Origin of the sequence: Hahella ganghwensis DSM 17046 (assembly GCF_000376785.1) — a bacterium.
Lineage (GTDB): Bacteria > Pseudomonadota > Gammaproteobacteria > Pseudomonadales > Oleiphilaceae > Hahella > Hahella ganghwensis.
In genome coordinates this window covers 70,086-93,868 of sequence record NZ_AQXX01000123.1, presented here as the reverse complement: position 1 = coordinate 93,868, position 23,783 = coordinate 70,086, and the positions used below count along the sequence as shown (strand labels likewise).

26 protein-coding genes are annotated in these 23,783 nt (G+C 48.7%); 11 read left to right on the top strand and 15 right to left on the bottom strand.

Annotation, left to right across the window (positions count from 1 at the left end; translation table 11 throughout):
* Positions 1 to 4 precede the first annotated feature (4 nt).
* Together F566_RS0117465 and F566_RS0117460 are read right to left on the bottom strand one after the other, a co-directional pair.
* Positions 5 to 409 (bottom strand): acyl-CoA thioesterase, encoded by a 405-nt coding sequence (locus tag F566_RS0117465; protein ID WP_020408310.1) that lies wholly within the window; start codon positions 407 to 409, stop codon positions 5 to 7.
* 17 nt (positions 410 to 426) lie between these two features.
* Positions 427 to 921, bottom strand: coding sequence for a metal-dependent hydrolase (locus F566_RS0117460; RefSeq protein ID WP_020408309.1), 495 nt, complete (start codon positions 919 to 921; stop codon positions 427 to 429).
* A 261-nt stretch (positions 922 to 1,182) separates the two neighbouring features.
* Here F566_RS0117460 and F566_RS0117455 point away from each other — a divergent pair, with 261 nt between their 5' ends.
* On the top strand, positions 1,183 to 1,941 hold the full coding sequence (locus tag F566_RS0117455) for a substrate-binding periplasmic protein (RefSeq protein ID WP_020408308.1): 759 nt from the start codon (positions 1,183 to 1,185) through the stop codon (positions 1,939 to 1,941).
* A gap of 22 nt (positions 1,942 to 1,963) precedes the next feature.
* Here F566_RS0117455 and F566_RS0117450 read toward each other — a convergent pair whose 3' ends face one another.
* The 3 genes from F566_RS0117450 to F566_RS0117440 all read right to left on the bottom strand — a co-directional run bounded on the left by F566_RS0117450 (position 1,964) and on the right by F566_RS0117440 (position 4,862).
* Positions 1,964 to 2,413: a DUF302 domain-containing protein gene (locus F566_RS0117450; RefSeq protein ID WP_020408307.1), complete on the bottom strand. Its 450-nt coding sequence runs from the start codon at positions 2,411 to 2,413 to the stop codon at positions 1,964 to 1,966.
* 321 nt (positions 2,414 to 2,734) lie between these two features.
* A complete protein-coding gene (locus tag F566_RS0117445; RefSeq protein ID WP_020408306.1) occupies positions 2,735 to 3,127 on the bottom strand; it encodes a DUF2750 domain-containing protein in 393 nt (130 codons plus the stop codon).
* Positions 3,128 to 3,386: 259 nt separating this feature from the next.
* Positions 3,387 to 4,862 carry a WS/DGAT/MGAT family O-acyltransferase gene (locus F566_RS0117440; RefSeq protein ID WP_020408305.1) on the bottom strand — a complete coding sequence of 492 codons (1,476 nt, stop codon included), beginning with the start codon at positions 4,860 to 4,862 and terminating at the stop codon, positions 3,387 to 3,389.
* Between the two features lie 338 nt (positions 4,863 to 5,200).
* On the opposite strand from F566_RS0117440, the gene F566_RS0117435 reads away from it, so the two are divergent.
* Both F566_RS0117435 and F566_RS0117430 read left to right on the top strand, forming a co-directional pair.
* Complete coding sequence (locus F566_RS0117435; RefSeq protein WP_026180094.1) at positions 5,201 to 6,874, top strand: alkaline phosphatase D family protein; 1,674 nt, start codon at positions 5,201 to 5,203, stop codon at positions 6,872 to 6,874.
* Positions 6,875 to 7,010: 136 nt separating this feature from the next.
* The gene (locus F566_RS0117430; RefSeq protein WP_020408303.1) at positions 7,011 to 7,376 is read left to right on the top strand and encodes a hypothetical protein; all 366 of its coding nucleotides are present in this window, start codon (positions 7,011 to 7,013) and stop codon (positions 7,374 to 7,376) included.
* Between the two features lie 230 nt (positions 7,377 to 7,606).
* Here F566_RS0117430 and F566_RS0117425 read toward each other — a convergent pair whose 3' ends face one another.
* The 10 genes from F566_RS0117425 to F566_RS0117380 all read right to left on the bottom strand — a co-directional run bounded on the left by F566_RS0117425 (position 7,607) and on the right by F566_RS0117380 (position 17,880).
* Complete coding sequence (locus tag F566_RS0117425) at positions 7,607 to 8,005, bottom strand: hypothetical protein (RefSeq protein ID WP_157496853.1); 399 nt, start codon at positions 8,003 to 8,005, stop codon at positions 7,607 to 7,609.
* Positions 8,006 to 8,060: 55 nt separating this feature from the next.
* A complete protein-coding gene (locus tag F566_RS0117420) occupies positions 8,061 to 8,291 on the bottom strand; it encodes a hypothetical protein (RefSeq protein ID WP_020408301.1) in 231 nt (76 codons plus the stop codon).
* Positions 8,292 to 8,326: 35 nt separating this feature from the next.
* A complete protein-coding gene (locus tag F566_RS0117415; RefSeq protein ID WP_020408300.1) occupies positions 8,327 to 9,019 on the bottom strand; it encodes an SCO family protein in 693 nt (230 codons plus the stop codon).
* Positions 9,020 to 9,125: 106 nt separating this feature from the next.
* A complete protein-coding gene (locus F566_RS0117410; protein ID WP_020408299.1) occupies positions 9,126 to 10,379 on the bottom strand; it encodes a hypothetical protein in 1,254 nt (417 codons plus the stop codon).
* Complete coding sequence (locus F566_RS0117405) at positions 10,379 to 11,590, bottom strand: methanobactin export MATE transporter MbnM (protein ID WP_020408298.1); 1,212 nt, start codon at positions 11,588 to 11,590, stop codon at positions 10,379 to 10,381. Before F566_RS0117405 ends, F566_RS0117410 begins: the two co-directional genes overlap by 1 nt.
* Before the next feature lie 15 nt (positions 11,591 to 11,605).
* Positions 11,606 to 12,517 (bottom strand): MbnP family copper-binding protein, encoded by a 912-nt coding sequence (locus tag F566_RS33260; RefSeq protein ID WP_020408297.1) that lies wholly within the window; start codon positions 12,515 to 12,517, stop codon positions 11,606 to 11,608.
* 520 nt (positions 12,518 to 13,037) lie between these two features.
* A complete protein-coding gene (locus F566_RS0117395; protein ID WP_020408296.1) occupies positions 13,038 to 13,439 on the bottom strand; it encodes a hypothetical protein in 402 nt (133 codons plus the stop codon).
* 241 nt (positions 13,440 to 13,680) lie between these two features.
* A complete protein-coding gene (locus F566_RS0117390; protein WP_020408295.1) occupies positions 13,681 to 15,081 on the bottom strand; it encodes an aspartate ammonia-lyase in 1,401 nt (466 codons plus the stop codon).
* Between the two features lie 247 nt (positions 15,082 to 15,328).
* The gene (locus F566_RS0117385) at positions 15,329 to 17,623 is read right to left on the bottom strand and encodes a tRNA(Met) cytidine acetyltransferase TmcA domain-containing protein (RefSeq protein ID WP_020408294.1); all 2,295 of its coding nucleotides are present in this window, start codon (positions 17,621 to 17,623) and stop codon (positions 15,329 to 15,331) included.
* Positions 17,623 to 17,880 carry a hypothetical protein gene (locus F566_RS0117380; RefSeq protein WP_020408293.1) on the bottom strand — a complete coding sequence of 86 codons (258 nt, stop codon included), beginning with the start codon at positions 17,878 to 17,880 and terminating at the stop codon, positions 17,623 to 17,625. Before F566_RS0117380 ends, F566_RS0117385 begins: the two co-directional genes overlap by 1 nt.
* A 286-nt stretch (positions 17,881 to 18,166) precedes the next feature.
* Between F566_RS0117380 and F566_RS0117375 the strand changes: the two genes are divergently transcribed.
* From F566_RS0117375 to F566_RS0117340, 8 genes are all read left to right on the top strand, one after another.
* Positions 18,167 to 18,793 (top strand): methylthioribulose 1-phosphate dehydratase, encoded by a 627-nt coding sequence (locus tag F566_RS0117375; RefSeq protein WP_020408292.1) that lies wholly within the window; start codon positions 18,167 to 18,169, stop codon positions 18,791 to 18,793.
* Positions 18,790 to 19,350, top strand: a complete 561-nt coding sequence (locus F566_RS0117370; RefSeq protein WP_020408291.1) for a 1,2-dihydroxy-3-keto-5-methylthiopentene dioxygenase — start codon at positions 18,790 to 18,792, stop codon at positions 19,348 to 19,350. The genes F566_RS0117375 and F566_RS0117370 overlap by 4 nt, the downstream gene beginning before the upstream one ends.
* Before the next feature lie 139 nt (positions 19,351 to 19,489).
* Entirely contained in the window at positions 19,490 to 20,182 is a 693-nt protein-coding gene (gene mtnC, locus F566_RS0117365; RefSeq protein WP_020408290.1) for an acireductone synthase, read from the top strand.
* 108 nt (positions 20,183 to 20,290) lie between these two features.
* A complete protein-coding gene (locus tag F566_RS0117360; RefSeq protein ID WP_020408289.1) occupies positions 20,291 to 21,337 on the top strand; it encodes a DUF3080 family protein in 1,047 nt (348 codons plus the stop codon).
* 36 nt (positions 21,338 to 21,373) lie between these two features.
* The gene (locus F566_RS0117355; RefSeq protein ID WP_157496850.1) at positions 21,374 to 21,802 is read left to right on the top strand and encodes a hypothetical protein; all 429 of its coding nucleotides are present in this window, start codon (positions 21,374 to 21,376) and stop codon (positions 21,800 to 21,802) included.
* Positions 21,803 to 21,981: 179 nt separating this feature from the next.
* On the top strand, positions 21,982 to 22,380 hold the full coding sequence (locus F566_RS33255) for a hypothetical protein (RefSeq protein WP_020408287.1): 399 nt from the start codon (positions 21,982 to 21,984) through the stop codon (positions 22,378 to 22,380).
* A gap of 111 nt (positions 22,381 to 22,491) precedes the next feature.
* Positions 22,492 to 23,118 (top strand): L,D-transpeptidase family protein, encoded by a 627-nt coding sequence (locus tag F566_RS0117345; protein ID WP_245555269.1) that lies wholly within the window; start codon positions 22,492 to 22,494, stop codon positions 23,116 to 23,118.
* Between the two features lie 86 nt (positions 23,119 to 23,204).
* Positions 23,205 to 23,756, top strand: coding sequence for an FHA domain-containing protein (locus tag F566_RS0117340; RefSeq protein WP_020408285.1), 552 nt, complete (start codon positions 23,205 to 23,207; stop codon positions 23,754 to 23,756).
* Positions 23,757 to 23,783: the final 27 nt, after the last annotated feature.

The window sequence follows — 23,783 nt, the reverse complement described above, 5'->3', positions numbered from 1 at the left end:
CTGATTACCCCAGAGCGAGCCTTAATCCATCAGGAACAGGTACCGGCTTTTTGGTTTCAGGTGAGATGCATACTTGTGTGATTGTCGCCGTGAAAGCGTCAATGTTCAGGGGAAGTCTACCAACCACTGAGAAGGTAATTGAGCTTTCGCCCAGCTCTGCTACGCGGACTTCTATTGCCAGCTCGTCATCCCAGGTGACAGGGTGCAGGAATTCCAGGGTTAAGGCTCTGGCAGGTGGTAATATACCGAACCTCATCAGATTTCTAAGACCCGGGCCTTCAAGCCATTCACCCAATGCTTCATGGATGGCTTCTAAAGCGAAATAGGTGAATCTCGGGGTGTAGACAATACCTTCTGGATCGCAATCTCCAAACAGGACTTTTCTGCATATTGTAACCGGGTTGGGCACGGTAATAGCCTCGGCTTTCAGGAAAACATTTTCTTATTGAGCAGGAGATAAATGACTCCTCCTAACACGCCACTGTACAGGCAGATCTTGTGCAGTGTTGCGACTGTGATCACACCCAGGAAACCGTTGTTGTCTGTAAACGGGTAAAAAGGGGCAAGATCTCCGTGCATGATACTGTCCAGCAATACATGAGTGAAGCTGCCGATAAAGGCACTGGTAAATGTCACCCACCATGAAATTCTGACAGAAGAACCGTTTTCGGCCACGCCCAGAAACTTCAGTCCCAGCTCAGATAAATATTTGCCGCTGAGGGCTGCTACCAGAGCAATTAGTGTCGCTCCAATATAGGTGTGGGTAAAGCCGTGCAGGTGCCCTTCACCGGTCAGTAAGACGATCAGTGGCTGGATATCCATGACGATTTGGGTCCAGCCGAACACCATCAGGCTGAAAGCTCCCTGCAATAGGGATTTGATCAGGATTCCCGGTCCCATGTGAATTGGTGTGAATGGCATGCATTTTCCTGAGTTAAAAGATAATAAACAGAGGATGCGTTAAATGAGTGCATGAGTTTAAAAGCCCAGTTGGTGCGACTCAATATTTGCAAACGCAGTCACAACCAATGGCCGGGTAGGTATTTGACGATGAGCGAATTAGCTCAGTTTTTCTGGCATCTTAGGGGGAAGTGGTAAAGCGGGGAGGATAGGAAAAACAATAAAGCAGACTACACTTGTTGATACGACCCACGGCTCTTTATCGCATAGAGATGTCATACTATGAACAGGCATGCGGTGAAAAAACTACTTCAGTTGCTTTGTATTATCGGAACTATCCAAGTGGCTTATGCTAGTTCTTTGGCTGAAAATCGAATAACCCTGGTGACGACGAATTACCCGCCCTATGAAATAGAAAATCCAGAAGATGGTCTACCTGGCTATGATGTTGAAGTGATTCAGGAAGCATTTCGGCGGGCGGATATTCATGCCGAAATTCTGTTTATTCCATGGAAAAGGGCGGTGAGGCAATTAAGGACTGGAGACTCAATAGCCGGGTTTTCTGTGACGGATGCACCAGAGAGACGCGATATGTGTGCGTTTTCTGATCCGATCAGCACTTTGACTCCTGTTCTTGCCGTTAGGGCGGACTATGACGGCTTTGTTCCAAAAACATTAGCGGAGTCTACTAAATTATACGGTATCGGGCTCAACGGATACGCCTATCAGAATGAGCTCAAAGAAATCGGTGCTCCCCATGCCATCCTGACATCCGATGAACAGGCATTATTGTTTCTCATCCGTTCGAGAGCCGATGTTTTTTATACGGCTAAAGAAAGTACGCAGTATATTGCCAAGAGTATGGGGATCTCTGAAAAGATCCGGTATCTGGAACTTGAGGATAAAAGTATCGATAATTTTCATGTGTGTTTCAGTAAAGCCTGGCCGGGACATCAACACTATTTGAAAATATTTGACCGGGAACTTAACGGCATGAAGGAAGATGGTACTTACGACCGTATTCATCGTAAGTACCAGTAATCAGGGGAATTCACACTGGATTTTATTGTCCGGCTGCTGCATTGGTGATTCCTGATAGTGCCTTTTCAATTTTGGTCATGACTTTTTCACAGCCGCTGAGATCGTGTCGCTGATGTAGATACTTGGGATCGTTATAGGATATCCATACTTTGGAGGCTTCATCTTCCCAGATCAGAGCTTTCTGAGGCAGATCTATCGCGACACTTTGCTGGCACTTCATCAGGAGGCTGCCTACTTTGGGGTTCCCGAAAATCACCAGTTCAGTGGGTCTTAATTCAATATCCACCTTGGTGGCGGCCTCCGAATGTCTGATGCGATTGAACACGGTCATGCCTTTTTCTCCAAGCACCTTTTCCAGCCGGTCGGCAGTTTCTGTGACATTGAAGTTGCTGGGAACGTTGATCAACCCATCAGCTGCGTTGACGGAAAGGGCGAGTTGAAGCAATAGGAGTGCGGCAAGAACTTTTCTCATTGTGTTTGCTCCTGGTAGGACTGAACTGGCAGTGCCTTGGTTGATTTCTTGTTTCATTTGTCCGTTGACACTCTTCCATATTTCTTCTCGGAACTCCATATGTCGTTGGAGCCATAAGCACAACGAATTGCCAGGGAAGAGTTAGGGTTAGCGAGTGTCAGGGAATAGGAAGTGTCAGGGAATAGGAAGTGTCAGGGAATAGAGATTGGGGATAGAAAGGTAGATAGCCTGCGTCGTCGCCAAGGGGGCAAATAAAGCTGGCACAAAGCCCCATTCAGGGGCTGCAGGCGTTGCTTTCAATTAAAGGTAATGGGATGAAAGTCACCCCATATTCGACAACTCGTTTTTTAATTCTTCATTGAGTTCGTCGGGAGACATCATCCATATGGAAGTGTCGGTCGCTGTCGGAAAGACGCTGATAAAGAGCTCGTCTCGCTTCAGGCCTGGTATCCATTTGTTCAGGAAATGAGGCAGTGAGATGCTTTTGGGAGAAAGCGCTTTGTCCGTTTCCGAGGCATAATGGCTGGCAAAGTCTTTGCTGGGCCAAACAGGAAGATATTCAAGATCCTCTTCTTCTGAGTAGAGCTTCAGAAAACAGTCGTCTTCGTTAACAAGAATCCAGATATCTTTGCTTTCCACAACATCCATCAGGAAGTAATCGAACCTCTCTTCGCAGTTCAGTCCGAGTATATTATTCAGGTCGTTCTGATTCATTTTGTCTTTTGGGCGCTTCGCGTCTTTGTGCCGATACAGATTGCAAGTGTACCCCGAAGCGGGATGGAATGCGCCTGATTTCTGTCAATCGTCCGCAATCATTCTGTTTCCTGAAGATGAGGTAATGGGGCTTTCTGCGTGGGAGTGTACGACGGATTAAAGAATTAAGTGGCTGTACCCGAAGCTTTGAATACTTTTTTCAGGTACAGCCAGAGCTTCCAGGTAGGGCCTGAGCTCCAAGTACAGTCAGAATGGCCTGTCAGGCTGTTGCAGCCTTGCTGGTTCTCTTGGGCTTTGTGGTTTTTCTTGCTCTCGTGGTTCTTGGGGACTTGGGTTTTGCTGGTTTGACCAGTTTTTCCAGCTCTTCAAGAGCCTCACCGGTATATACCGCAAGACGTTGCATGCTTGGCAAAGTATCGCGGCAGCCCGTATAACCGAAATTCAGTGACCCGGCATAACTCAGGCAGGTAATGTTGAGCGCACCACCGTGGGCAATGAGTGACACCGGATACATGGCCTCAAGCTTGGCCCCTTCAAAGTAGAGGCTTTCCTCAGGCCCGGGAACATTGGAGATAGTAATGTTGAACGCCGGGCGCATTCTGCCACCCAGACCGGTCATCAGTTGCAGGATGTAGGGTGACATCAGCAACATGGTGTACTGGTTCAGCGCACTGCGAGGCAGACTTTGCAGATGCTCTTTGGCTGTGCGGGTGGAATCCATAATGGTTTGCAGACGTTCTCTGGGACCGGCAACGTCGGTCGCAAGGCTGGCAATCATAAAACTGATTGCCGTGCCGGTGCCGTCGTCGTCAGCTGGGCGAATATTTACCGGAATTCCGGCTGTTAACGCATGCTCTGGAAGGCTGTCACGCTCCAGCAGAAATCGTCTCAGAGCCGTTCCACACAGATACAGCACGATATCGTTCAGGGAGGCATCCACCTCATGGGCGAGGGTTTTTAGTCGGTCCAACTGATATTGCTGCGTGGCGAATCTGCGCTGGGCTGTGACTCTTTTGTTTAATATCGATTGTGGGCCTACGAAGGGGGCGGCCAGATGACTGTCGTCATGGCTGGCAGAATAGGTCATGCGCCCGAGAGCTCCAAGCAATTTCGGAAGTGTTGAAGCTTGTTGACGCAATGCGCCGATTGCCTGCAGAGCCGCACCCTGAACCGTGGGTACATGGTCTTCTGCCAATCCATGTGGTTTGCGCTTCGGACCGATAGACCAGGGGGCCAGCATGTTTTTGGCATTGGGATTTTTTGAGAGAATTTTCTGAGTCAGGCGCACGCCACTGATGCCATCTATCAGGGAATGATGCATCTTTGTGTACATGGCAAAGCGGTTATTCTCCAAGCCTTCAATAATATGGCACTCCCAAAGTGGACGCTTGAAGTCCAGGTGATTGGAATGAAGCCTGGAGACCAGTATCCCGAGTTCTCTTTCTCCGCCCGGGTTCGGCAGGGCGGAATGCCTGACGTGATAATCCAGGTCGATATCTTTGTCGATTTTCCAGGAAGGAGCGACGGTTCTGCCTATCGGCCCGGGGTAGGCGAGTTTCAGATTCCAGGGAGGAACCACTTCGTTGGTTTCTTTCATTCTCTGTACCAGATCGCGCAGAAAAGTGTCCGGTGCACCCTCCGGCAGAGAATAGATATGCAAATTACCGACATGCATCGGCGTATCATCTGATTCCACTGCCAGCCAGGCAGCGTCCAGAATATTGACTCGCTTCATATTTGGGCTCTTTCCGTGATGATGAGTGTAGTCTTAAGTTATATAGAGTTATTTTCTTTATTTATTATTTTTATTTGTTATCAACATCATTATAGCCATGTTGAATGGAGAAAAACTGTGATCAGGGCCATTAGTTGTATAGACACCAGTGCACAGGAAACTGGATTGATGCCTCTCTGTTTATGATTTCGATATCGACTGAACAATGGTGAGTACTCAATGATTATCGCTTGCCTGTTTTGTGAACGTTGTTCAATCACGGTGGCCGGACGTCATCTAGTATTCACAGGGCGCTGATATAAGTCAGTGACCTCAAAGAGACTAGGGAGTCCAATAAAATGACGATAAAAATAAACAGACGTGCTTTTATGAAGTCGTCGCTGCTGGTGTCTGGTGTTGCTGTTACCACGGGTATGCTGAGCGGTTGCGCAACGGGGGAGTTTGTTCATGGGATCGCCAGCGGTGATCCTTTACAGGACGGTGTCATCATCTGGACCCGGGTAACTCCGCAGGGGAGTGGCAAGCTGCCTGTAGAATGGGAAGTGGCGACAGATCCGGGATGTCAGGATGTGGTTCAGAGAGGGATCTACATCACAGACGATTTTCGTGATTACACGGTAAAAGTGGATGTGAAAGGTCTAATTCCGGGGACGAAATACTACTACCGTTTTCGTACCAGTATGGACAGCTCACCAATCGGCGAAACCCGGACCCTTCCTCAGGGCAGTGTCGATCGCTTCAAAGTGGCTGTGTTTTCCTGTTCCAATTATCCCGCCGGATATTTCAATGTCTACAAGCATGCTGCCGGGCAGGACGACCTCGATGCGGTAATGCATATCGGAGACTATTTCTATGAATACGGTATGGGCGAATACGCTACCGAAGATGCCGAAGCACTTGGACGAGTGCCGGCACCGGAAACCGAATTATTGACTCTGCAGGATTACCGGACCCGATATGCGCAATATCATACTGATCCGGATTTGCAGGCACTTCATGCAAAGCTTCCGTTCATTACTGTGTGGGATGACCATGAGATCGCCAATGACGCCTGGAAAGCCGGTGCTGAAAACCATAATGACGGGGAGGGGGATTATTTTCTCCGCAAGGCCAATGCGATAAAGGCCTACTTTGAATGGATGCCGATCCGGGAGCGTCATGGAGAAGATAATGACGATATTTACCGGTCATTCGAAGTGGGCGATCTTGTCAGTTTGTATATGCTGGAAACCCGGGTATTAGCCAGGGATAAACAGCTCGATTATGCCGACTATATGACTCCCACCGGTGGTTTCGACAGTGACCGCTTTCTGGCGGACTTATCCAACCCAGGCAGGGCGCTTCTGGGCGATGAGCAAAAAGCCTGGTTGCAAAACAGCATGGCGACATCCGGGGCTACCTGGCAGGTTCTCGGCCAGCAGATATTAATGGGCAGGATGAATCTGCCGATTCCTCTGACCACCTTCCAGATCGGATTTGCTGATTATATTCAACTGGTCCAGCTGGCCCAGACGAACCCTGATCAAGTGACACCTGAACAATGGGCAATTCTGCAGGCACCTTCAGTTCCCTATAACCTGGATGCCTGGGATGGCTATCCGGTTGAGCGCGAAACAGTGCTGGAGACTTCCCGTTTGCTGAATAAGAATCTCATTGTTCTCGCCGGAGATACCCATAATGCCTGGGCAAGTAATCTCAAAACGCTTACCGGTGAATCTGTCGGTGTGGAGTTCGCGACACCTGGCGTGACATCTCCGGGTCTGGAGTCCTATCTGGTCGGGCAGGATCCTAACCTGGTGGCCGCAGGGGCTGTGGAATTTATTCCTGACCTGAAATGGGCGAATACCCAGTACCGAGGTTACATGACCGTCACCTTTACACCCGAAGAGGCGGTGTCCCAGTGGATTCTGGTTGACACGGTGAAGAGCCAGGATTTCAATGTGCTCGATGTCTTTGGCAAGTCCCTGAAAGTTTTGCCGGGAGTTGGTAATCGGCAAATCATGGAGGTGTAGTTTGTTGAGCTGCCGGCGCAGTCTTGCGCCGGCAGAATGGCAATGATTGTTCCAGATACGGCGCTCAGGATTCCAAATAATGCCGTTAATTGATTTGTGTTAATATCGGCAATGAGGTTGTAGATGGAGTATGTATATGGAAAGCTCAATAGGCCTGGCGGCCATCGCTTTATTGATTCTCTGGCTCTGGTCTAGCGCTGCCGGCATTATTTCAGTTGTTCGTGACCATTCACTTGATTCCTTTCAAAAGAAAGCTCAGATCAGTGTGATTCTGTTACTCCCATTCTTAGGTGCGGTTTTTATTTTGATGCTGGTAAACCAGCATTCTCCTGAAGCGATACCTAAAAGACTGTTTCCCTGGCCTTTCAGTTTGCTGTTAGGGCATTCCAGTTATGGCAATACGGACAGAAATGATCGTGATGGGTTTGGCACGGACTTGGCTGTCAGCCATCGCCAGGACAATCGTATGGATTTAGGAGGGGATTCGGGGAGTAGTGACTGAATGGTTCCGTCTCAGACGCTAGTCTGAGAGCTGCATGTGTCACTCAATATTTTGTCAGATCCAAAATTTGCGTGCTATAATCCGGTCGAGTCCGTAATTTCCACTAGTGAGGCGCTTGATGAAAGGTCCTGGTCCTTTAGTGATATAAGGCTGCAAACTCTGAGCTTGATTCGGTTTTTTACCGATTTTAGACACATTTCCCGTCGCTAGATGGTTATTATTACTACTTTTCAGTAGTCTTTCAGTGCTTCCTTTAATTCCCGCGTGCTGATCAGCCAGTCATCAAATTGTTTTTTCACCTGTTTTAGTGCGCTGACATAGCGCTTTCTGTCGTTTTTCACCAGTTCCAGATACTCCTTATCCATCACCGATCGGCACATAAAGCGTGCCCGAGACGCATTTTCCTCGAATTTGATAAAGGCTTTGAGAACCTCCTCCTCAACCAGCCAGAAATGTTCTTCATCCATCAGTTTGGTGCGGATGATGTCCTCATTGGATACGGAAACATGCGCAATATAATTCTCATCCTCGGCGGCCTTTTCTATCTGTTGTTCTATCTGGTAGGACACCTTATCGAAGACAGACGTGGAAGTGTTGTCACCAAAGAAGTCCAGCGTCTTGTCTGCCATCACCTTCATAATCGTGAGGATAAGTTCTCTCCCTTTTTTCTGTTCCAGGCGATATTTATATATAAGGGATAAGCACCTGCCCACTCATAAAGGTCATCAATGCAACAAGTGCACCGGCGAGCAGGGAGATTTCTCTCATCGTCATAGGAACATAAGTGGAATCCTGAGCCAGAGCACAAGGACTCACCAGCGTTAGAAAGGCTACTGCGCTGGGAAACCTGAAAAAGTGATAACAGGACTTTGCCATCGAGAAAAGGCTGTCAGTGGGTGTCGTTCCCTGGATCATTCTGATGTCCTGGAAGGTTTATATAAGGGAGACCGTTAAATTGCCGAGGTCAACTCTGACAAGAACTTGCGTAATTTATCGCTATCGTAAGTGCCAATCAACTGGCCGGCCAGTTTGCCGTCAGGGTTCAGCACGCTAAGCAACGAGTTGTGATTGATTGAATAGAAGCCGGAAGAATCCGGCGGGGTGTTTTCAAACACGGTGCCCATTTCATTGGCAAATGTTGAGACTTCTTCCACGGAACCAGTTGCGCCCTGATATTCTGGATTAAAATAACTCAGATAGCCGAGCAGTTCCTCGGACGAATCCCTGGCCGGGTCCATGGTCACGTAGAGGACGTTAATGTTGTCCGGTAACGACGGGGGGGACTGATTTAGCGCCTGGTGTATGGCCGCCATATTGACCGGGCAGATATCCGGACAGGAAAGATAGCCAAAATTGACGATTGTCCAGTGGCCCATCAATGTTTCTTTGGTTAGTTCACTTCCATCTACGCCTGTGAGAACGGGCAAAGATAAATCCCTGGCCGGCTCGAAGCGGACACCGCCGTTAATGGACATGGCCTGAGCCGGGTTGTTCATTTGGGAAACCCAGAGATACACCATCAGGATCACAACCAATGCCATGCCTGTCATGGGAAGGCCCAAGCCGACAATGATCGCAGGCAGTGAAGTCTTCGAAGGGGCAGACTTGGTTTTCTTGGATCTTGAAGCTTTGGAGGTTCGCACAAGTGGGCTCTGATAGGTAGTGTGAATGAGTTAGATGGTCTCAATGATTTTAGGAGTGAAACTGATCAATACCAAGTCTGCCTGTGTTGATTGCCCAATATCAAGTTTAGAGTGCGGCTCCCCAGGTAATACCCACTGCGCCGTAGTTGTTGTCGGCAGCCACGGATTGGTTGTGAGTCCACTCCAGCCTTATCGCCAGGCTCTCACGTAGCCGGTAACGATAGCTCATACCCAACCAGGTGGGGTCTTCGTCCATATCGGTCAGGCCGGAATCGCTTGCCAGGCTTTCTCCGGCAGCACCAATCAAGTGGTTGTCCAAATTCAAAAGCGCATAACGTACGGCAAGAAGATGTTTTCCTGCCTCCAGTTCCGGTTGTATCCAGTATCCATAGTAGCGCCCTTCCAGTGATGCTGCGCGGGTGTCGTCAGTGAGATTTCCGTCTACTCTGACGTGATGTACTTCCCCGCTGATTCGCCATTGCCAGCCATTTTCCAGCATCTGGCCGAAAGTGAGGTGGAACCCGGCGGCTTGTTGCGCACCATCAAAGTAGATATTGGCGGCATCCTCTGAATCTGTGGTGCCGTGTTGATGATCTCTGCTGAGTCGATCGTCGGTTCTGGCATCCCCCCGTGAATTGAAGATCCAGCCACCGATTCGCCACCAATGGGTGTCAGCCTGACCCAACCAGTAAAGGTAAATGTCCTGGGCTTCTCCCCCGGTACCCGCTGTTGCCGGGAATTGATCACCGCGCCAGATTTCAGTTCCCAGGGTGAGGCTGCCGGAACTTAGTTCGAAGCGAACACCTTCGTCCGCATAGTGACCTCCGTAAAAGGCGTCGTAGAGTAGATCATTTTCACTGAACGGACGCTGATAGGCGTGGGTAGTGTTTTCGGGAGAAAAGGCTGCTTTTAGGCTGCCTCCTGTGAACTCAAGATTGAGGGTGTCGGTCAACTCGAAGTCCAGGCCCGCATAGGCTTCTTCCATCTCCAGATCATGGTCACCATGCTTACTGAACTCCAACCCGGCGAAGACTCCGTCCGGATGCTTCCAATCGAACATCAGACTGGCATCATCGAGAGAAAAGCTTTTCTCGGGAGCATGGGCATCGCCTCCCATCAGAACACCGGGGATCTGCCAGACACTATTTTCAGCAATAGTATCCTCCCGGTAAGTGGCAGACAGGCCTGCACTGATTCGTGTATATGACAGCAGGTTATCCAGACTGCTGGAAGAATCAGAGGATGAACCAAATGGGACGTCACTGTGTGCCAACGCCGTTGTCGATAGGGAGGCGAGTATTGTGACGAGTAAGTAAACCAGTAAGGTGAATAGCAAAGTGGCTGGTAAAGATCGATACATCAGAGGGTACTCCAGGGATCGGAGAAACGTTCGTTCGTCAAAAAGGTTTCATCCGTTAAACTATTGAGGAATGCAATAAGATCGGCTTTTTCCTGTTCGGTAATATCAAACCCGGTAACAAAGCCGTCTTTAAAGGGGTTGAGTCTTCCGTCTCCGGCGTGTGGACCGCTTTCGATATTTCTGCCTCCGGCAGCATAAAAGTCAATAACCTCCTCAAGAGATACGAGGCTTCCGTCATGCATATAGGGGGCGGTCAGTGCAATGTTGCGCAGAGACGGAGCACGGAATTTACCCATGTCTGCAGGGTCTTCAGTAATCTCAAAGACGCCCTGATTGTTGCTGGGAAAGTCGCCGGTGCCGTTAATATTGAACAGGCCCGTATTGTGAAAAGGGCGTTCTATAAAGGTCATTGTCCTGTCAAAAGTGGAATCACTGAGGTTATAACCTCCATGGCAATGAAAGCACTCCAGCTCTTCGCCAAAAAACAGCTTTCGGCCTTGTTGGGCGCTGGCGCTTAAAGCAGATGACTGGCCGCGCTCATAACGATCAAAATCACTGTTAAACGACACCATGCCACGGACGAATGACGCGATTGCTTTAACGATATTCTCATAGTCAATAGGGTCGCCAAGTTCAGGGTAGGCCTCCGCAAACAAAGTCTGATAGCGAGGTTCATCCCTTAATCTGTCCAGCACTTCCTCCCGGTTTCCATCGTTGATCCCCTGTTCAACAGGAAACTCCCCGAACAGAGGCACAAGGATCTGTTGTTCCAGAGTGACCAACGAGGGGTTTGCCCAGGTCAGGGTTGCGTTGTAGGCGACATTCAACAGAGGTTGAGCGTTGCGCGGGTGAAGGTCTCCTGTTGAGCCGACGGACACGACCAATCCGTCAGTAAATCCGATATTCTGTTGGTGACAGTCGGCACAGGATTGCTCTCCGTTGCCTGACAGTCGACGGTCGAAGAACAGATGTCGGCCAAGCTGAAACTTGGCCTCCGTCATCGGATTATTTTCCGGTTCAAAGGGCAGAGGAACAGAAGCCGGCAATTGCCAATCAAAGGCTGTCCGATTCACTCCTTGATCATCAAAAGTTGTTTCGCTGGTACCGCCACAGGCGGTCAGTAAAACGATGACCGCAATCAGTAGAGAGTGGAGGAAAAAGTTGCGAGCTCGGGACAGATTGCCCATCAGGGGGATTGATACATCCAGCATATGCCATCCCCGCACTTAATTCAGGCGGAAAACGGTTTGATTGTTGGCGTTATCCTGGTCCCCTGAAATTAAATCCAGCCCCAGTGCTGTAAAAATTCCCTGGCACTCTGGATCAGTGCTGCCGGACATGCATCCCGACGGTCCGGCTTCGTCCTGGCCAAGGTTATTATTGGCAATGAGAACGCCATAATCCATGACGATGGTGTCTTCACCGAGAGTGAAATTGTCCAGAGAAATTTTCGGACGGTTGATTCTGTCGCAGTTCACTTCTTCGTCCAATGCAGGATCGCCACTGCAATCAGTGCTGCCGAGATGAAGGAACCAGTTGGTGCTGTTGTATGTGCCGTCTGTTGGACGGGTGATACCGCCAACCGGCGCAATGTCCAGGCGCATGTATTTGTGTCCTACCTGCCAGCCCCAGCTCAGGCTGGGGATATTCATCGGACTGTCAGCTTCCGTCAGATTTTGATGATTCAGTACTGTCGGTAGTCCGACGGTAAAATTTACACCGTTAACTGATTCACCTTCGTTGAGATTAACGCTGCCGGTCACCGAAGTATGGGTTTCCTTTGCATCTCCCTCACAGCTATCGCTCTTGTTTTGAAAATCCAGTAGGGCGACACCGTTTGACTGCCAGGGATTGGTATCCAGCGTGAGTGCAAGAGTTCGGCTGGCGTCAGTCGTCAGTTCAATATCATGTATGTAAAACCGAAAATCCTTGACTGTGGCGTCAGTGCCTGCGATTCCCAGTCCTGTCAGATCTGCATCGCAATCAATCTGGATATCGTTGGCGCTTGCTTGGAACGGAATAGTGACAGTGGTAATGGTCGAATCGTTGCTAGAGGTGCTGGTAGATCCTCCGCTACTGCAGGCAATCAGAATCAATGCAGACAAAGGTAGAGCGAAAAAAGGTGTAAGCTTCTTCATGGTGACTTCCCATTTTATTGTGGTTTATTGGTATTAGAGATTTTCTGGCTAAAGCTGTGGATAAGAAAAAAGGGCACAAGATGCCTTGTGCCAATACCATTCATTCTTACTTGAGAGATTCAGGTTTGAGCTGAGATCCCACAATCTACGTGGAGGATCAGTTGCCACCTGCAGGGTTGCTGGAGGCAACTGATCCAATGATTTCATTTCACTGGCTAAGTCAGGAGGTTTCTTTCTGCCAAGAACTCGGATGTCGCTATCATAATGGTGTTGCAGCCAAGAGCGTTCAGGCTATGCAAACACCGCATTTCCAGATTCTGACTGTTCATGTGTGGAGCCAGACACGGTCAAGCCACTAGTGCGATAAAGGCTGCCGCCAGAAAAAAGCGGTTGCATAGATACTTCTTGCCGAAATAGCTACAGGGCTGAATCAGTTACACATTGCCTGTGCAGTACAGCCAAACAAATAGGTGTACGTTTGAGATAGCTTGATGCTATGTGGCCAGAAAAGAAGCCTTATTCAGGAAGCAGGTGGTGCGCGGGAAGGCGGTAGGGAATAGGTAGGTTGCAGTACTCCCAGAGGTGGATCATACCCTGTATATCCGGTCGTTATTGCAGATGTGTATAAATTGGAAACATCGGGAATGCTTAGCGTGGCAGACTGAGCAAAGGTGGTGAAGGTACAGAGGTTATGGCTCTCTGCCTGATAGTGAGAATCCTGATCCTGTGGACTGACCTGATCAGGATCATCATTGAGTTCAAGGCCACAAAATACCAGTGCTCCTTCACCGGCGGCAAGATCTCCCGGCATATAGCCGTGGGGTATCAGTGCCTGCAACATCAAACAGGACAACAGCAGCGTCAGCAGGAGCTGATGACAGAGATGCCTTGGTTGAGGTTGAATTTGATGAGTCCCTTTCATCTTTCCCGAGTCGTTTTGTCGTTATTTAGACGATCAGGAAATTTAGCCATAGTTAAAGAACTTTAACAAGGCATATTTCATCGAAGCTTTGAATGGTTGCAATGATGATGATACGAGGCACTTCAATATAGAAGTATTCAGATATAGAGATTGCCACCACAGAATAACCTGGATGTCAGGGTCTTCCTGACTACTGTTTTATGTAGGTGACTATCTCTATAAATAATGGCTCTAAAGAGAGCTAGCTTCTACGCGTCGACAACATATTGGTCGGCTGTAACAGTTCATCCAATTGCTCGACGGACATCAGTTTCTCTTCCAGCACCAGTTCCACCACACCGCGCCCGGTCTCCAGTGCTTTTTTGGCAATTCTGGTGGCGTTCTGATAGCCGATGTAGGGATTTAACGCAGTGATGATACCGATACTGTTTTTCACCTGATTGGCACAATGTTCCACGTTGGCTGTGATGCCGGAGATACACTTGGTCTCCAGCATGCTGACCGCTTTCCCTAGCATGCGCATACCATTCAGCAGGTTGTAGATAATCAGGGGCTCCATGGCGTTGAGCTGCAACTGGCCGGCTTCTGCCGCCATGGTAATGGCCATGTCGTTACCGATAACCTGAAATGCGGTTTGGTTAACGGCCTCTGGAATTACAGGGTTTACCTTGCCGGGCATGATAGATGAGCCTGGCTGCATCGCGGGCAGGTTGATCTCATTCAAACCGGTGCGCGGACCGCTGGAAAGCAGTCGCAGGTCATTGCAGATCTTGGATAGTTTGACGGCCAGACGCTTAAGCACACCGGAAAACAGGACAAATGCGCCCATGTCGGAAGTGGCTTCCACTAAATTGTGGGCCAGTTGCATCGGACGGCCGGAGATTTGTGTCAGTTCGGCGATGGCATAGTCAGGGTAGTCCGGATGTGCATTAAGGCCGGTCCCGATAGCCGTACCACCGAGATTGACCTCATGTAGCAGGCTGGCGGCGTATTCGATACGGTCAATGTCTTCCCGTAAGGTGACGGCAAAAGCCCCAAACTCCTGGCCCAATGTCATGGGAACAGCATCCTGCATCTGAGTGCGTCCCATTTTGATCACTTCGTTAAACTCGGTTGCCTTGGATTCAAGCGCTCTGATCAGGTTATGCAGATGCTGGCGTAAAGGCTCTGAAGCAAAGATGATCGCCATGGAAGCCGCTGTGGGATAGGCATCGTTGGTAGACTGGGACATGTTGACATCATTATTGGGATGTAGATGCTGATATTCCCCTTTCTGATGTCCAAGATGTTCCAGAGCCCGGTTGGCAATCACCTCGTTGGCGTTCATGTTGGTCGAGGTTCCGGCACCCCCCTGAATCAGGTCGACGATGAAATGATCATGCAGGTCGCCGTCAATGATGTCCTGACAGGCTTTTTCAATGACGGTCAGTTTATCTTCTGGCAAGTGGCCGGTTTTGGCATTGGCTCTGGCAGCTGCCATCTTTACCATGGCCAGGCTCATGATCAGCTCAGGGAAGTGGCTGATGGGGACACCGGTAATATTGAAGTTTCGTTGTGCCCGGAGGGTCTGGATGCCGTAGTAAGCTTCAGCGGGGACGGCTTCGTCTCCCAGTAAATCATGTTCCAGACGGGTATCAGACATCATCGCCTCCAGTAGACAGAAAAATTGCCGCCTCGACAGCAGCTTGGGGTAATATTAGGTGCGCGCTATAGGAACATAAGCCCGGGAACTCCAACAATCGGGTAGACTACTTATATGATCAATTATCACCAGTAGATGCCCTGCAATGGCGATTCTTTGAAATAAGCGCCGGGGAACCCCTTTCAATATAAACTCTCTAGATTACAGAACTAATTCTCTGATTTGGCAAATGAGAAGTTGAGATCACCTAGTTCTGCTCGAACCAACAGGTGAGTTCCTTTCTGAGCTGTTGTATCGCCTGTTTTCTGCCGGTCAGCTCGAACTCCTCTGCCAGATCCTGCAAGTCCGGCGGTAGTCGATGGGCCGCATTTCGTCTTATATATTGAAGTGATTCGTATTTTGAAACTTTTGGCAGTCTGACCAACAGGTGTTCTACTGTTTCAAAAGGGCGTGCACCGCTGGCAAAAAGCTGCAGGTTTTGTCTGTCTTCTGCCGCCAACCTTTGTCGAGCTGACCAGAGTGGGGAAGCTGCCAACGTATTATCCTGCGCTTTTAATATGAGTTCTGCTGTATCCGAGGGATAGGTATTAAAATGCAGATTGTACCGGCTCCGCTTCTGAAAATGTGAAAGCGCCATACGCTGAATATTCCTGCCGTCAGCATCTGTCGCGCACAACACCATCGCAGCGTAGGTGCCGCTGATGTGATCTCGTTTGGAGCCCAGACGAACCAGATAGTACCCATTGCGCAGCCAGAACTGGACAACTTCAGGTTCTCCAGCAAAGCTGGCGCCAAGTAGGGATACTTCTGGTTTAAGAAGCTTTTTGACTTGCGCCAGTACTTGGGAGCCAATGCCCTGGTGCTGCAAAGTGGGATGAACGGCAACCCGAATGATCCTCGCCGCGGGTAGGGTAAGCCCCTCTTTGATACTCAGTTGCTGGGCAAGTGATTGCTGTAGAAGGTGTCCTCTGGGGCGACGTTCGCCGCGCCAGATTCCCTCAATCACTGCTGTTTCTGTAAAAGGCTCCTCCATGGATATCAGAACTGCAGCGACCAGCCTTTCTGCATGCATTACTGTGTAGACTTTGACACCGGGGGCGTCCAGCATTGTCCGCAGATCGTCCGGTGTCGTGCGGTAGTGAGCCATGGTGAGCAATTGCATTAACTTCTGCAGTAATGTCTTGTCTGTCAGAAGGGAAGGCTGAGGGACATGCTGTACTAGCAATCTGGAAAGCTGGATAGCTTGGTCTGACTGAACAACGTGATCGTGACGCTTTGGGAATTTCCGGGGGCTGGTGACGCTATCCAGGAAAAAGCTTTTCTCGATAAAGCGTTCCAATGGATCATATGCCTGCCATCTGACAGGAGAGCTCATAGAGACCTGTTTCCAATCGGGAAACATTCTCGACAGGACGGGAAAGAACTTCAGTGAAAATCCCTGACCTGTTCCTTCATAGCCATGTGTGGTGGTCGCGAATACCAGACGTGGAAACAGCTTGGCCATCGTTGTCAGCAGGCTGGTGGGAATTGCGGCGGCCTCGTCGACAATGACCAGGCCTGGACGCTCCTCGGGTTTCAGTTCCCGGGCTTTGTGCAAAAGGTCATCCGGTGGGTAAAACTCGACATGTGATGTTGTGCCGAGAAATCTGAAGTAGCTGTTTAGTGTAGCTTTGGCTGGCCCTGTGACCCATATATTGCCACCGAACCTGTCCTGCCATTGTTTGGTCGCGATTCCCAGACCGGCGGATTTTCCCCGGCCTCGACCCGCAGTCACCACGATGACATTCTTTTTCTCGGGAGATAGCCGGAGTATCCGGTTCACCAGCTTTTGCTGCTCTTTGGTAGGGGGGCAGTGTTCAGTTTGATGATCAGAATTTGAATGCTCTTCTGAAATTGATTTGGCTTTCAGTGTCTTCAGGTTCCTGGGTATACGTCCCGGTCGAACGACTTCAAAGCGAGGACTCTCGTCCTGCAAATCCAGATCGATCAACGTCCAGTGCCTGGACGAGTTGATCTGCTGAGCCAGATAAGTCAGAAAATGTCCTTTCACCTCGTGCAGGTGGCCCGGATAAGCCAGTAGACGTTGGTATTCAGGATCTTTAAAGGCGGACCAGTATTTTAATTCCGGTCCTACCAATATCAATGCGCCGCCTGCTTTGAGGGTGCCACTTAAAGCGGCAAAGGCATCCGGATGAAGACCAGAAAACATATCGTAAACGATACAATCAAATTCCTGCCCGAGAACTGAGGAGTACTTGGCGGGGGGAAGGTGCTGAATGTCTACGGCATAATTCTGGTGCGATGTTTCAGTCTTGCCAGAACTGACCCAAAGCACTTTGCTGAACGCCTTCTGACTGGTCATCCATGCCAAAACCCTGACGTGAGCGTTTTCAGGTTGATGAGGAGAAATTCGGCCGTGGTTTTTTACTTGTATCAGTACTGGAAATCGGTGGCGCGCCAGCCGAAATGCCTGTTTCTGAGTCCACAGCCAACGGGCGACCGCCGGTGAAATGATTGGGGGCTCTGGTACTACGGTTGACATCAGATGTTTTTGGGCCGCCTGTCTCCCTGCATATATTTGGCGACAAATACACAGTGTCCGTATTTCTCAAAGGACCAGGCCATTGTCTGATTTAATGCCGTCATTACTTTATCAAATTCACCGAAAACCTGGGTACTCATACGGTTTGAGTGAACTTCAATATCCGTAAAGGAGTTCAATTTGGCAATGACGTCTTTTACCGGTGGTTTAAAGTCGGCGTTAAAGGGGTAAAAACTGAGTTCAACAGAAAGTTCCATGGTGACCTCCCGTTTTAAATATTTTCGTTAGGGTTCCAGTATTCATAACAGCATGGTATCAATCAGGCTTCATGCTGTCATGGGATTGTTCAAGGCTAGGGGTCATGACGAAAGTAAGACCTCTACAAGCCCTGATTGATCGGATCAGAGCATCGCTTCCCGATTCAATCCTCTCTATAATTAACCTCCAGGAAATGAGTATGCATTCCTCATCTCCGATGACGAAATGATCTGCTGCTGAATCACTCTGCAGTCACACTATTTAAACCGATGGAGGAGCTTGCCAGTGTTCGATATCAGGCGTTTGGCTGAATGTAGCCAGGAAATTATCAGTGCTGGACAGTTCTTGTATGGTAAAGGCTGGTCTCCTGCCACCAGCAGCAATTATTCTTCCCGGATTGATTGGGAGCATGTGGCGATCACGGTTTCAGGCAAGCATAAAGGAGAGCTCACACCAAAAGATATCATGGTGGTGGATCTCAAAGGACAGCCGGTTGCCAGTGAGGCCAAACCCTCCGCTGAGACCCTTCTTCATACGGTGATTTATGAAGAAAAACCGGAGGTAGGTGCCGTTCTCCATACCCATTCTGTGGGAGCGACTGTAGTATCGCGTTATTATTCTGATCAGGATAATCTGGAACTACAGGATTACGAATTGCAGAAAGCCTTCTCCGGCATTACCAGCCATGAGGGCATGATCAATATACCAATCTATGAAAACACTCAGGATATCGCCCGACTTGCTGAGGAAACGCGTAAGCTGTTTCTTGAACGCCCGGAATGTCCAGCCTACCTGATTCGCGGACATGGCGTATATACCTGGGGACAAACCATGCAGGAATGCCTGCGCCATATTGAGGCCATGGAGTTTCTGCTGAGCTGTGAATTGGAAATGCTGAGGATCAAACGATGAGTAGCTTGCGAATATATTCTGATACTGATTTCAGTGAACCGGTGTTGTTCACTGAAGAGGGTGATGAAATCAGTCGACAGTTAAATGAAATGGGCGTGCGGTTTGAGCGTTGGTCCACTCGGGAATTGGGATCAAATGCATCTTCCGATGAAATTTTGAGCGCCTATGCCGATGAAGTTGAGCGTTTGAAAGCGGAAAATGGTTTTACAACGGCGGATGTGATCAGCCTTAACAGTGAGCATCCCCAGAAAGATGAACTGCGTAAAAAGTTTCTGGATGAGCATCGTCATTCAGAGGATGAGGTTCGTTTTTTTGTGAGAGGGCAGGGGCTGTTCTATTTACATCTGGAAGACAAGGTTTACGTGGTGCAATGTTGCCAGGATGACCTGATCAGTGTCCCCAATGGCACCAAGCATTGGTTTGATATGGGACCTGCGCCTGAATTTACCTGTGTGCGTCTGTTTACCAACCCCGAAGGATGGGTGGCGCAATTCACGGGTGATGATATCGCCTCCAAAGGGCCAAGATTCGAGCAGTTGTTACCGGAAGCCTGTTGACTTTGACTTCAGCTGGTTTTGATACCAGAAGGTTTCGAGTCTGCCGACTCAGATACCTGGTGAGCAATCGAAAAACTGACGAAACACTGAATTCTATTAACTGACTGACAAGAAATACGCCTGACGATCAAGGGGAAGCATGAGCATAAAAGCAATTTTAACCGACATTGAAGGCACCACGAGCAGCATCAGCTTTGTTCATGATGTGCTGTTTCCCTATGCGGCAGAGCATCTAGAAGCTTTCGTGAAAGAACACTATCAGGATGCTGAGGTGAAGGTGCAGTTGGAAGCCACCGCCGAATTTGCGGGGTTAGATGTAGAAAATGTGGATGCCCTTTGTCAGCAGCTCCTGGAGTGGATTCGAGAAGACAAAAAGATTACGCCACTGAAAGCGCTCCAGGGGATGATCTGGAAACAGGGGTATGCGCAGGGGGACTTTACCGGTCATGTCTATCAGGATGCCGTTGAAAATCTGCGGAAATGGCATGAGAGTGGCTTAAAGCTGTATGTTTATTCTTCTGGCTCAGTGGCCGCTCAGAAGCTTATTTTTGGATATTCCGATTTTGGAGATCTGACTCCCCTGTTCTCAGGTTATTTTGATACTAAGGTTGGCGGCAAGAAGGAAGCGGCCTCCTATGCGGCCATTGTCAGTCAGATTGGTATTCGTTCTGATGAAATTCTTTTTCTCTCTGATGTGCCAGCGGAATTGGATGCGGCGGTGGCGTCAGGGCTGAAAGTATGCCATTTGGTCAGGGATGACAAAGTGGAGAAGCAGGATCGTTACCCGCCTGCGGTTGATTTTGATGCAGTGAGCGCTCTCCTTTGTGAGTGATCACTGTTGTTTAATATCCCACGCATAAAGCTGTTTGAAAGCCCACCACTCAATCCATGGATGTGTATGTGCCGTATCATCCTGACCACAGATTGAGTGGAGGGTGGCGTGTACGCTCTATTGCGTGTTCTATTGCTGGTTGGGCTGTTACCCATTGCGGCTTGCGAAAATGGTGACACCCTGCAAGGCCGCATGCTGGACTATCAGGAGCGGCTTGAACGCGTTCTGGAGACAGAATTTACTGAAGTCGACACGACCTTTCCTGAGGTGCGCTACCCCCTCCCCAAGCAACTTCGTCGAGAAACGACAAGCTTTACTATCAACTGGTTGGACTTTTTTTCAATCATAAGCTGTGATCTTAATCGTCTGATTGGTGAGCGCAACAGCTCTTTGGGTAAGGTGATGAGTGCCAGCCAGCATTGGCGTTATGAGCAGGAGTTTCTGATTGTCGGTCAACAATGTCTGGAACAATTGGAAAAAGACCAAGCTAAATCTGATTTAAAAAAAGAGCTTGCGGAGATACTGCGAACTAAACGATCAGAAATTATGAATGTTGCTTGGAATGCTACTTGGGCCGGGCCTGAGTTTCAGGAACTGATGAGCTTTCATGATGGACCTCTTCCCATAGATTTTCATTACGCGGACTGGTCTGAATTAAGTTCTGCCCTGGGGCAACTATCCGTATGGTCTGGTCAACCTGCACAGATAGAAAGCAGTAAAACTCATGAGAAGATGAATCTGACATTAATCTCCTATCCCATCATTGGCCGGTTGATATTGTCGATCAATGAATCCAGGCTGCTGATGGAAAATATCAATCAAGGACTTCGTGAAGCCATCGACGGTCGCCCAATTTGCTTTAACAGCACCCCGAACCCGAAATCCAGAATTCTCAGCAATATTCTGACGAACGTCTTTGTTCAGAATGTTCAACCTCAATTGTCTGAACTCAGCAAGGCAATGGAGCATTGGCGATCGTTGCTTGAGCACAGTTATGTTGCTTTGGCCGGCGATGTGGATGCTCCGTTTTATCAGTTATACCTCACAGATGAGTCGTTGATTCGGGAATTCAAAGATACCATGGCGGAACACGGCGCGCTCTGGACTGAACTTTTGGCCCAGTGTGGGTTACGTCCGGGCAGCCTGCCGGATTGAGTATGGCCGGACGATAGAATGGATAGGATCAGCATTGTGAGCTCACTTGTAAGAAAATCAGTTTATCCGCTACTCGTACTGATGATTGTCTTGGGAGTTTATTATTTCTCTGCCTCACTTTCAGAAAATAGACGCTACTCACAGTATTCTATTGATTATCTGCTGCTGACACCTGCGATCCTCAAAGAGCAACCGGTTCAAGGGGCAACTGACGTCGTTTATTTTTATAGTGCCGCTGATGGAAATAAGCCGACAGTGATCACGATGGAGTTTAGGTCGGCAATTGCTTTGTCGGAGATAAAAAAGTTATTGGCCGATTATTTTAAATCTCAGGGATTTAAGCCAAATAATATCGGAATATTTACGAAGCAAAACGAAGAAGTGTTGGTAGAGATCACTCACGATAACGGAGATAACAATCAAAGCATAAAGTTATCCTTATTGGAGTATCTGTGGAATAGCTAGGGAACCTCTGAAAAACTACCTGCGTTGACATTGCGGCGTCAAAAATTGGCTCAAAATGCTCATTTATTCACGATAAACTGCGCTTTTTCGCCAAATTTTTCCTTGCACTGTCGGCCTCGCCAACGTTTTTCAGAGGTTCCCTAGTGATTCTGACGGGATCAATTGCAGTGAGAGATTAGGTGAAAATAGAATTCAAGATTATCGAAGGGCCACTCGAAAGTAAGCCAGAAATTGTAAGAGTCGAGTTTGATCCCCAACGGCTAACTGTTGAATTAGACGCGTCAGGCCATAGTTCAATGATTTCTGTGGTATTTGATTACCCAACTGGTTTTCGGGTTTTAGATGAGGGAGACTTGTTGGAGTTTTGGGATACTTTCAGTCTCAAGGATGGGTGGCTATACGAAATTGTCTCCGGAGGATGGCTAGACCTTGAATCGAAGCGCAGCGGTTTTATGAGTCAGCACCTGAATGGTATCAGAGAATATCTCATTGTTGGAATAAGCGAGTGTATCAGTGTTTTGACTACCACGCCGCCAACGTTTTTCAGAGATTCCCTGGGTGACAGAAAAGATAGATAAGAACCTGAAGTCATTATGAAGTTAATCCTGAACATTCGCGTTCTATTATCCTTGTGTTTGATCATCGCTCTCGGGCTCGTTTGGTTTTATGGTCGAGCAATCTGGCATCCCATGTATTTAAAAATTACTGGTAAAAGAACTGTTGCAGAAGTGATTGAACTGTACGGTGCTGATTCCAGATCTCGCTTACAGCCTCTTTTCGAAGTTGCAGGGGTTGCTTATCCTCCAAAAGAGCTGACTTTTCTGGCAATGAAAGACAGCAACCAGATGGAGCTCTGGGCTTCTGATGGGGAGAGGTGGCATAAGATATCAAACTATGACATCAAAGGTGCCAGTGGAGGCCCCGGTCCCAAATTAAGGGAAGGGGATAAACAGGTTCCGGAGGGGATATACCGGGTGACCGGGTTGAATCCCAACAGCGCTTATCACTTATCCATGAAGCTTAACTATCCGAACAGTTTCGATCTCAAATGGGCAAAACTTGAAAACAGAAATGAGCCCGGCAGCAATATATTTATTCATGGCAAGTCTCTTTCCATTGGATGCCTTGCAATGGGAGATGAGGTGATTGAGGATCTGTTCGTTTTATCGAATGATGTCGGAATTGCCAATATTCAAGTCATCATTGCGCCGGCTGACCCAAGGATGAATAAACTTCTCTTGCCTGACGGAGCAAACCCTTGGGTTCAGGATCTTTATCATGATATTGAAACCGCTGTGACTCCTTTCAGCAGCTAATCCGTTTCTGACGAGAAAAAGAGAGCCTATGTCATTTGTCCGCTTGGCAAGGCTGGTTATTTTTTGATAAGGTTCAATCCGCTGGCATGGATAGCCCAGAAAATGATCATGACAACACGGATGTAGTTTCTATGGAAATAACCCTGTCTATTATTGGAACCAACACCGGTTCTTTTATTCAACCTACCCACACTTTCACGACTCGCGGTGGACTGATCGGTCGTTCAGATGATTGCGACTGGCGTTTTCCGGTCGATCAAAGTATTGGTCCTCGCCATGCAAAAATTCTCTATGCCGACGGTGAATTTTTGCTGAAAGGACTTATCGCCAACGGCTTATTACTGAAACACCGAAATCAAGTATTGGAGAAAGGCAAGCCACATCCGATACGGCATGGTGATTGTTTCCTGATGGGCAATTATCATGTCCTGGCAAAGTATCATGCCGATACTTTCTCCACCAGCAGGCTGTCCACTCCCTGGGCTTCCGCCGATATATCATCCGGCCATTGTGGCATGAGTGGCCTGGCAGAAGTGAAACCTGCCTGTCTGTCTGGAGTGTTTGCTGAAATAAATGATACAGAATTCGAAATGCTGGCGAAGCTGCTGGATGACAATCCGCAAAGCGGCCCACATTAACCAGATTTCACTAGAACTCAATGATTA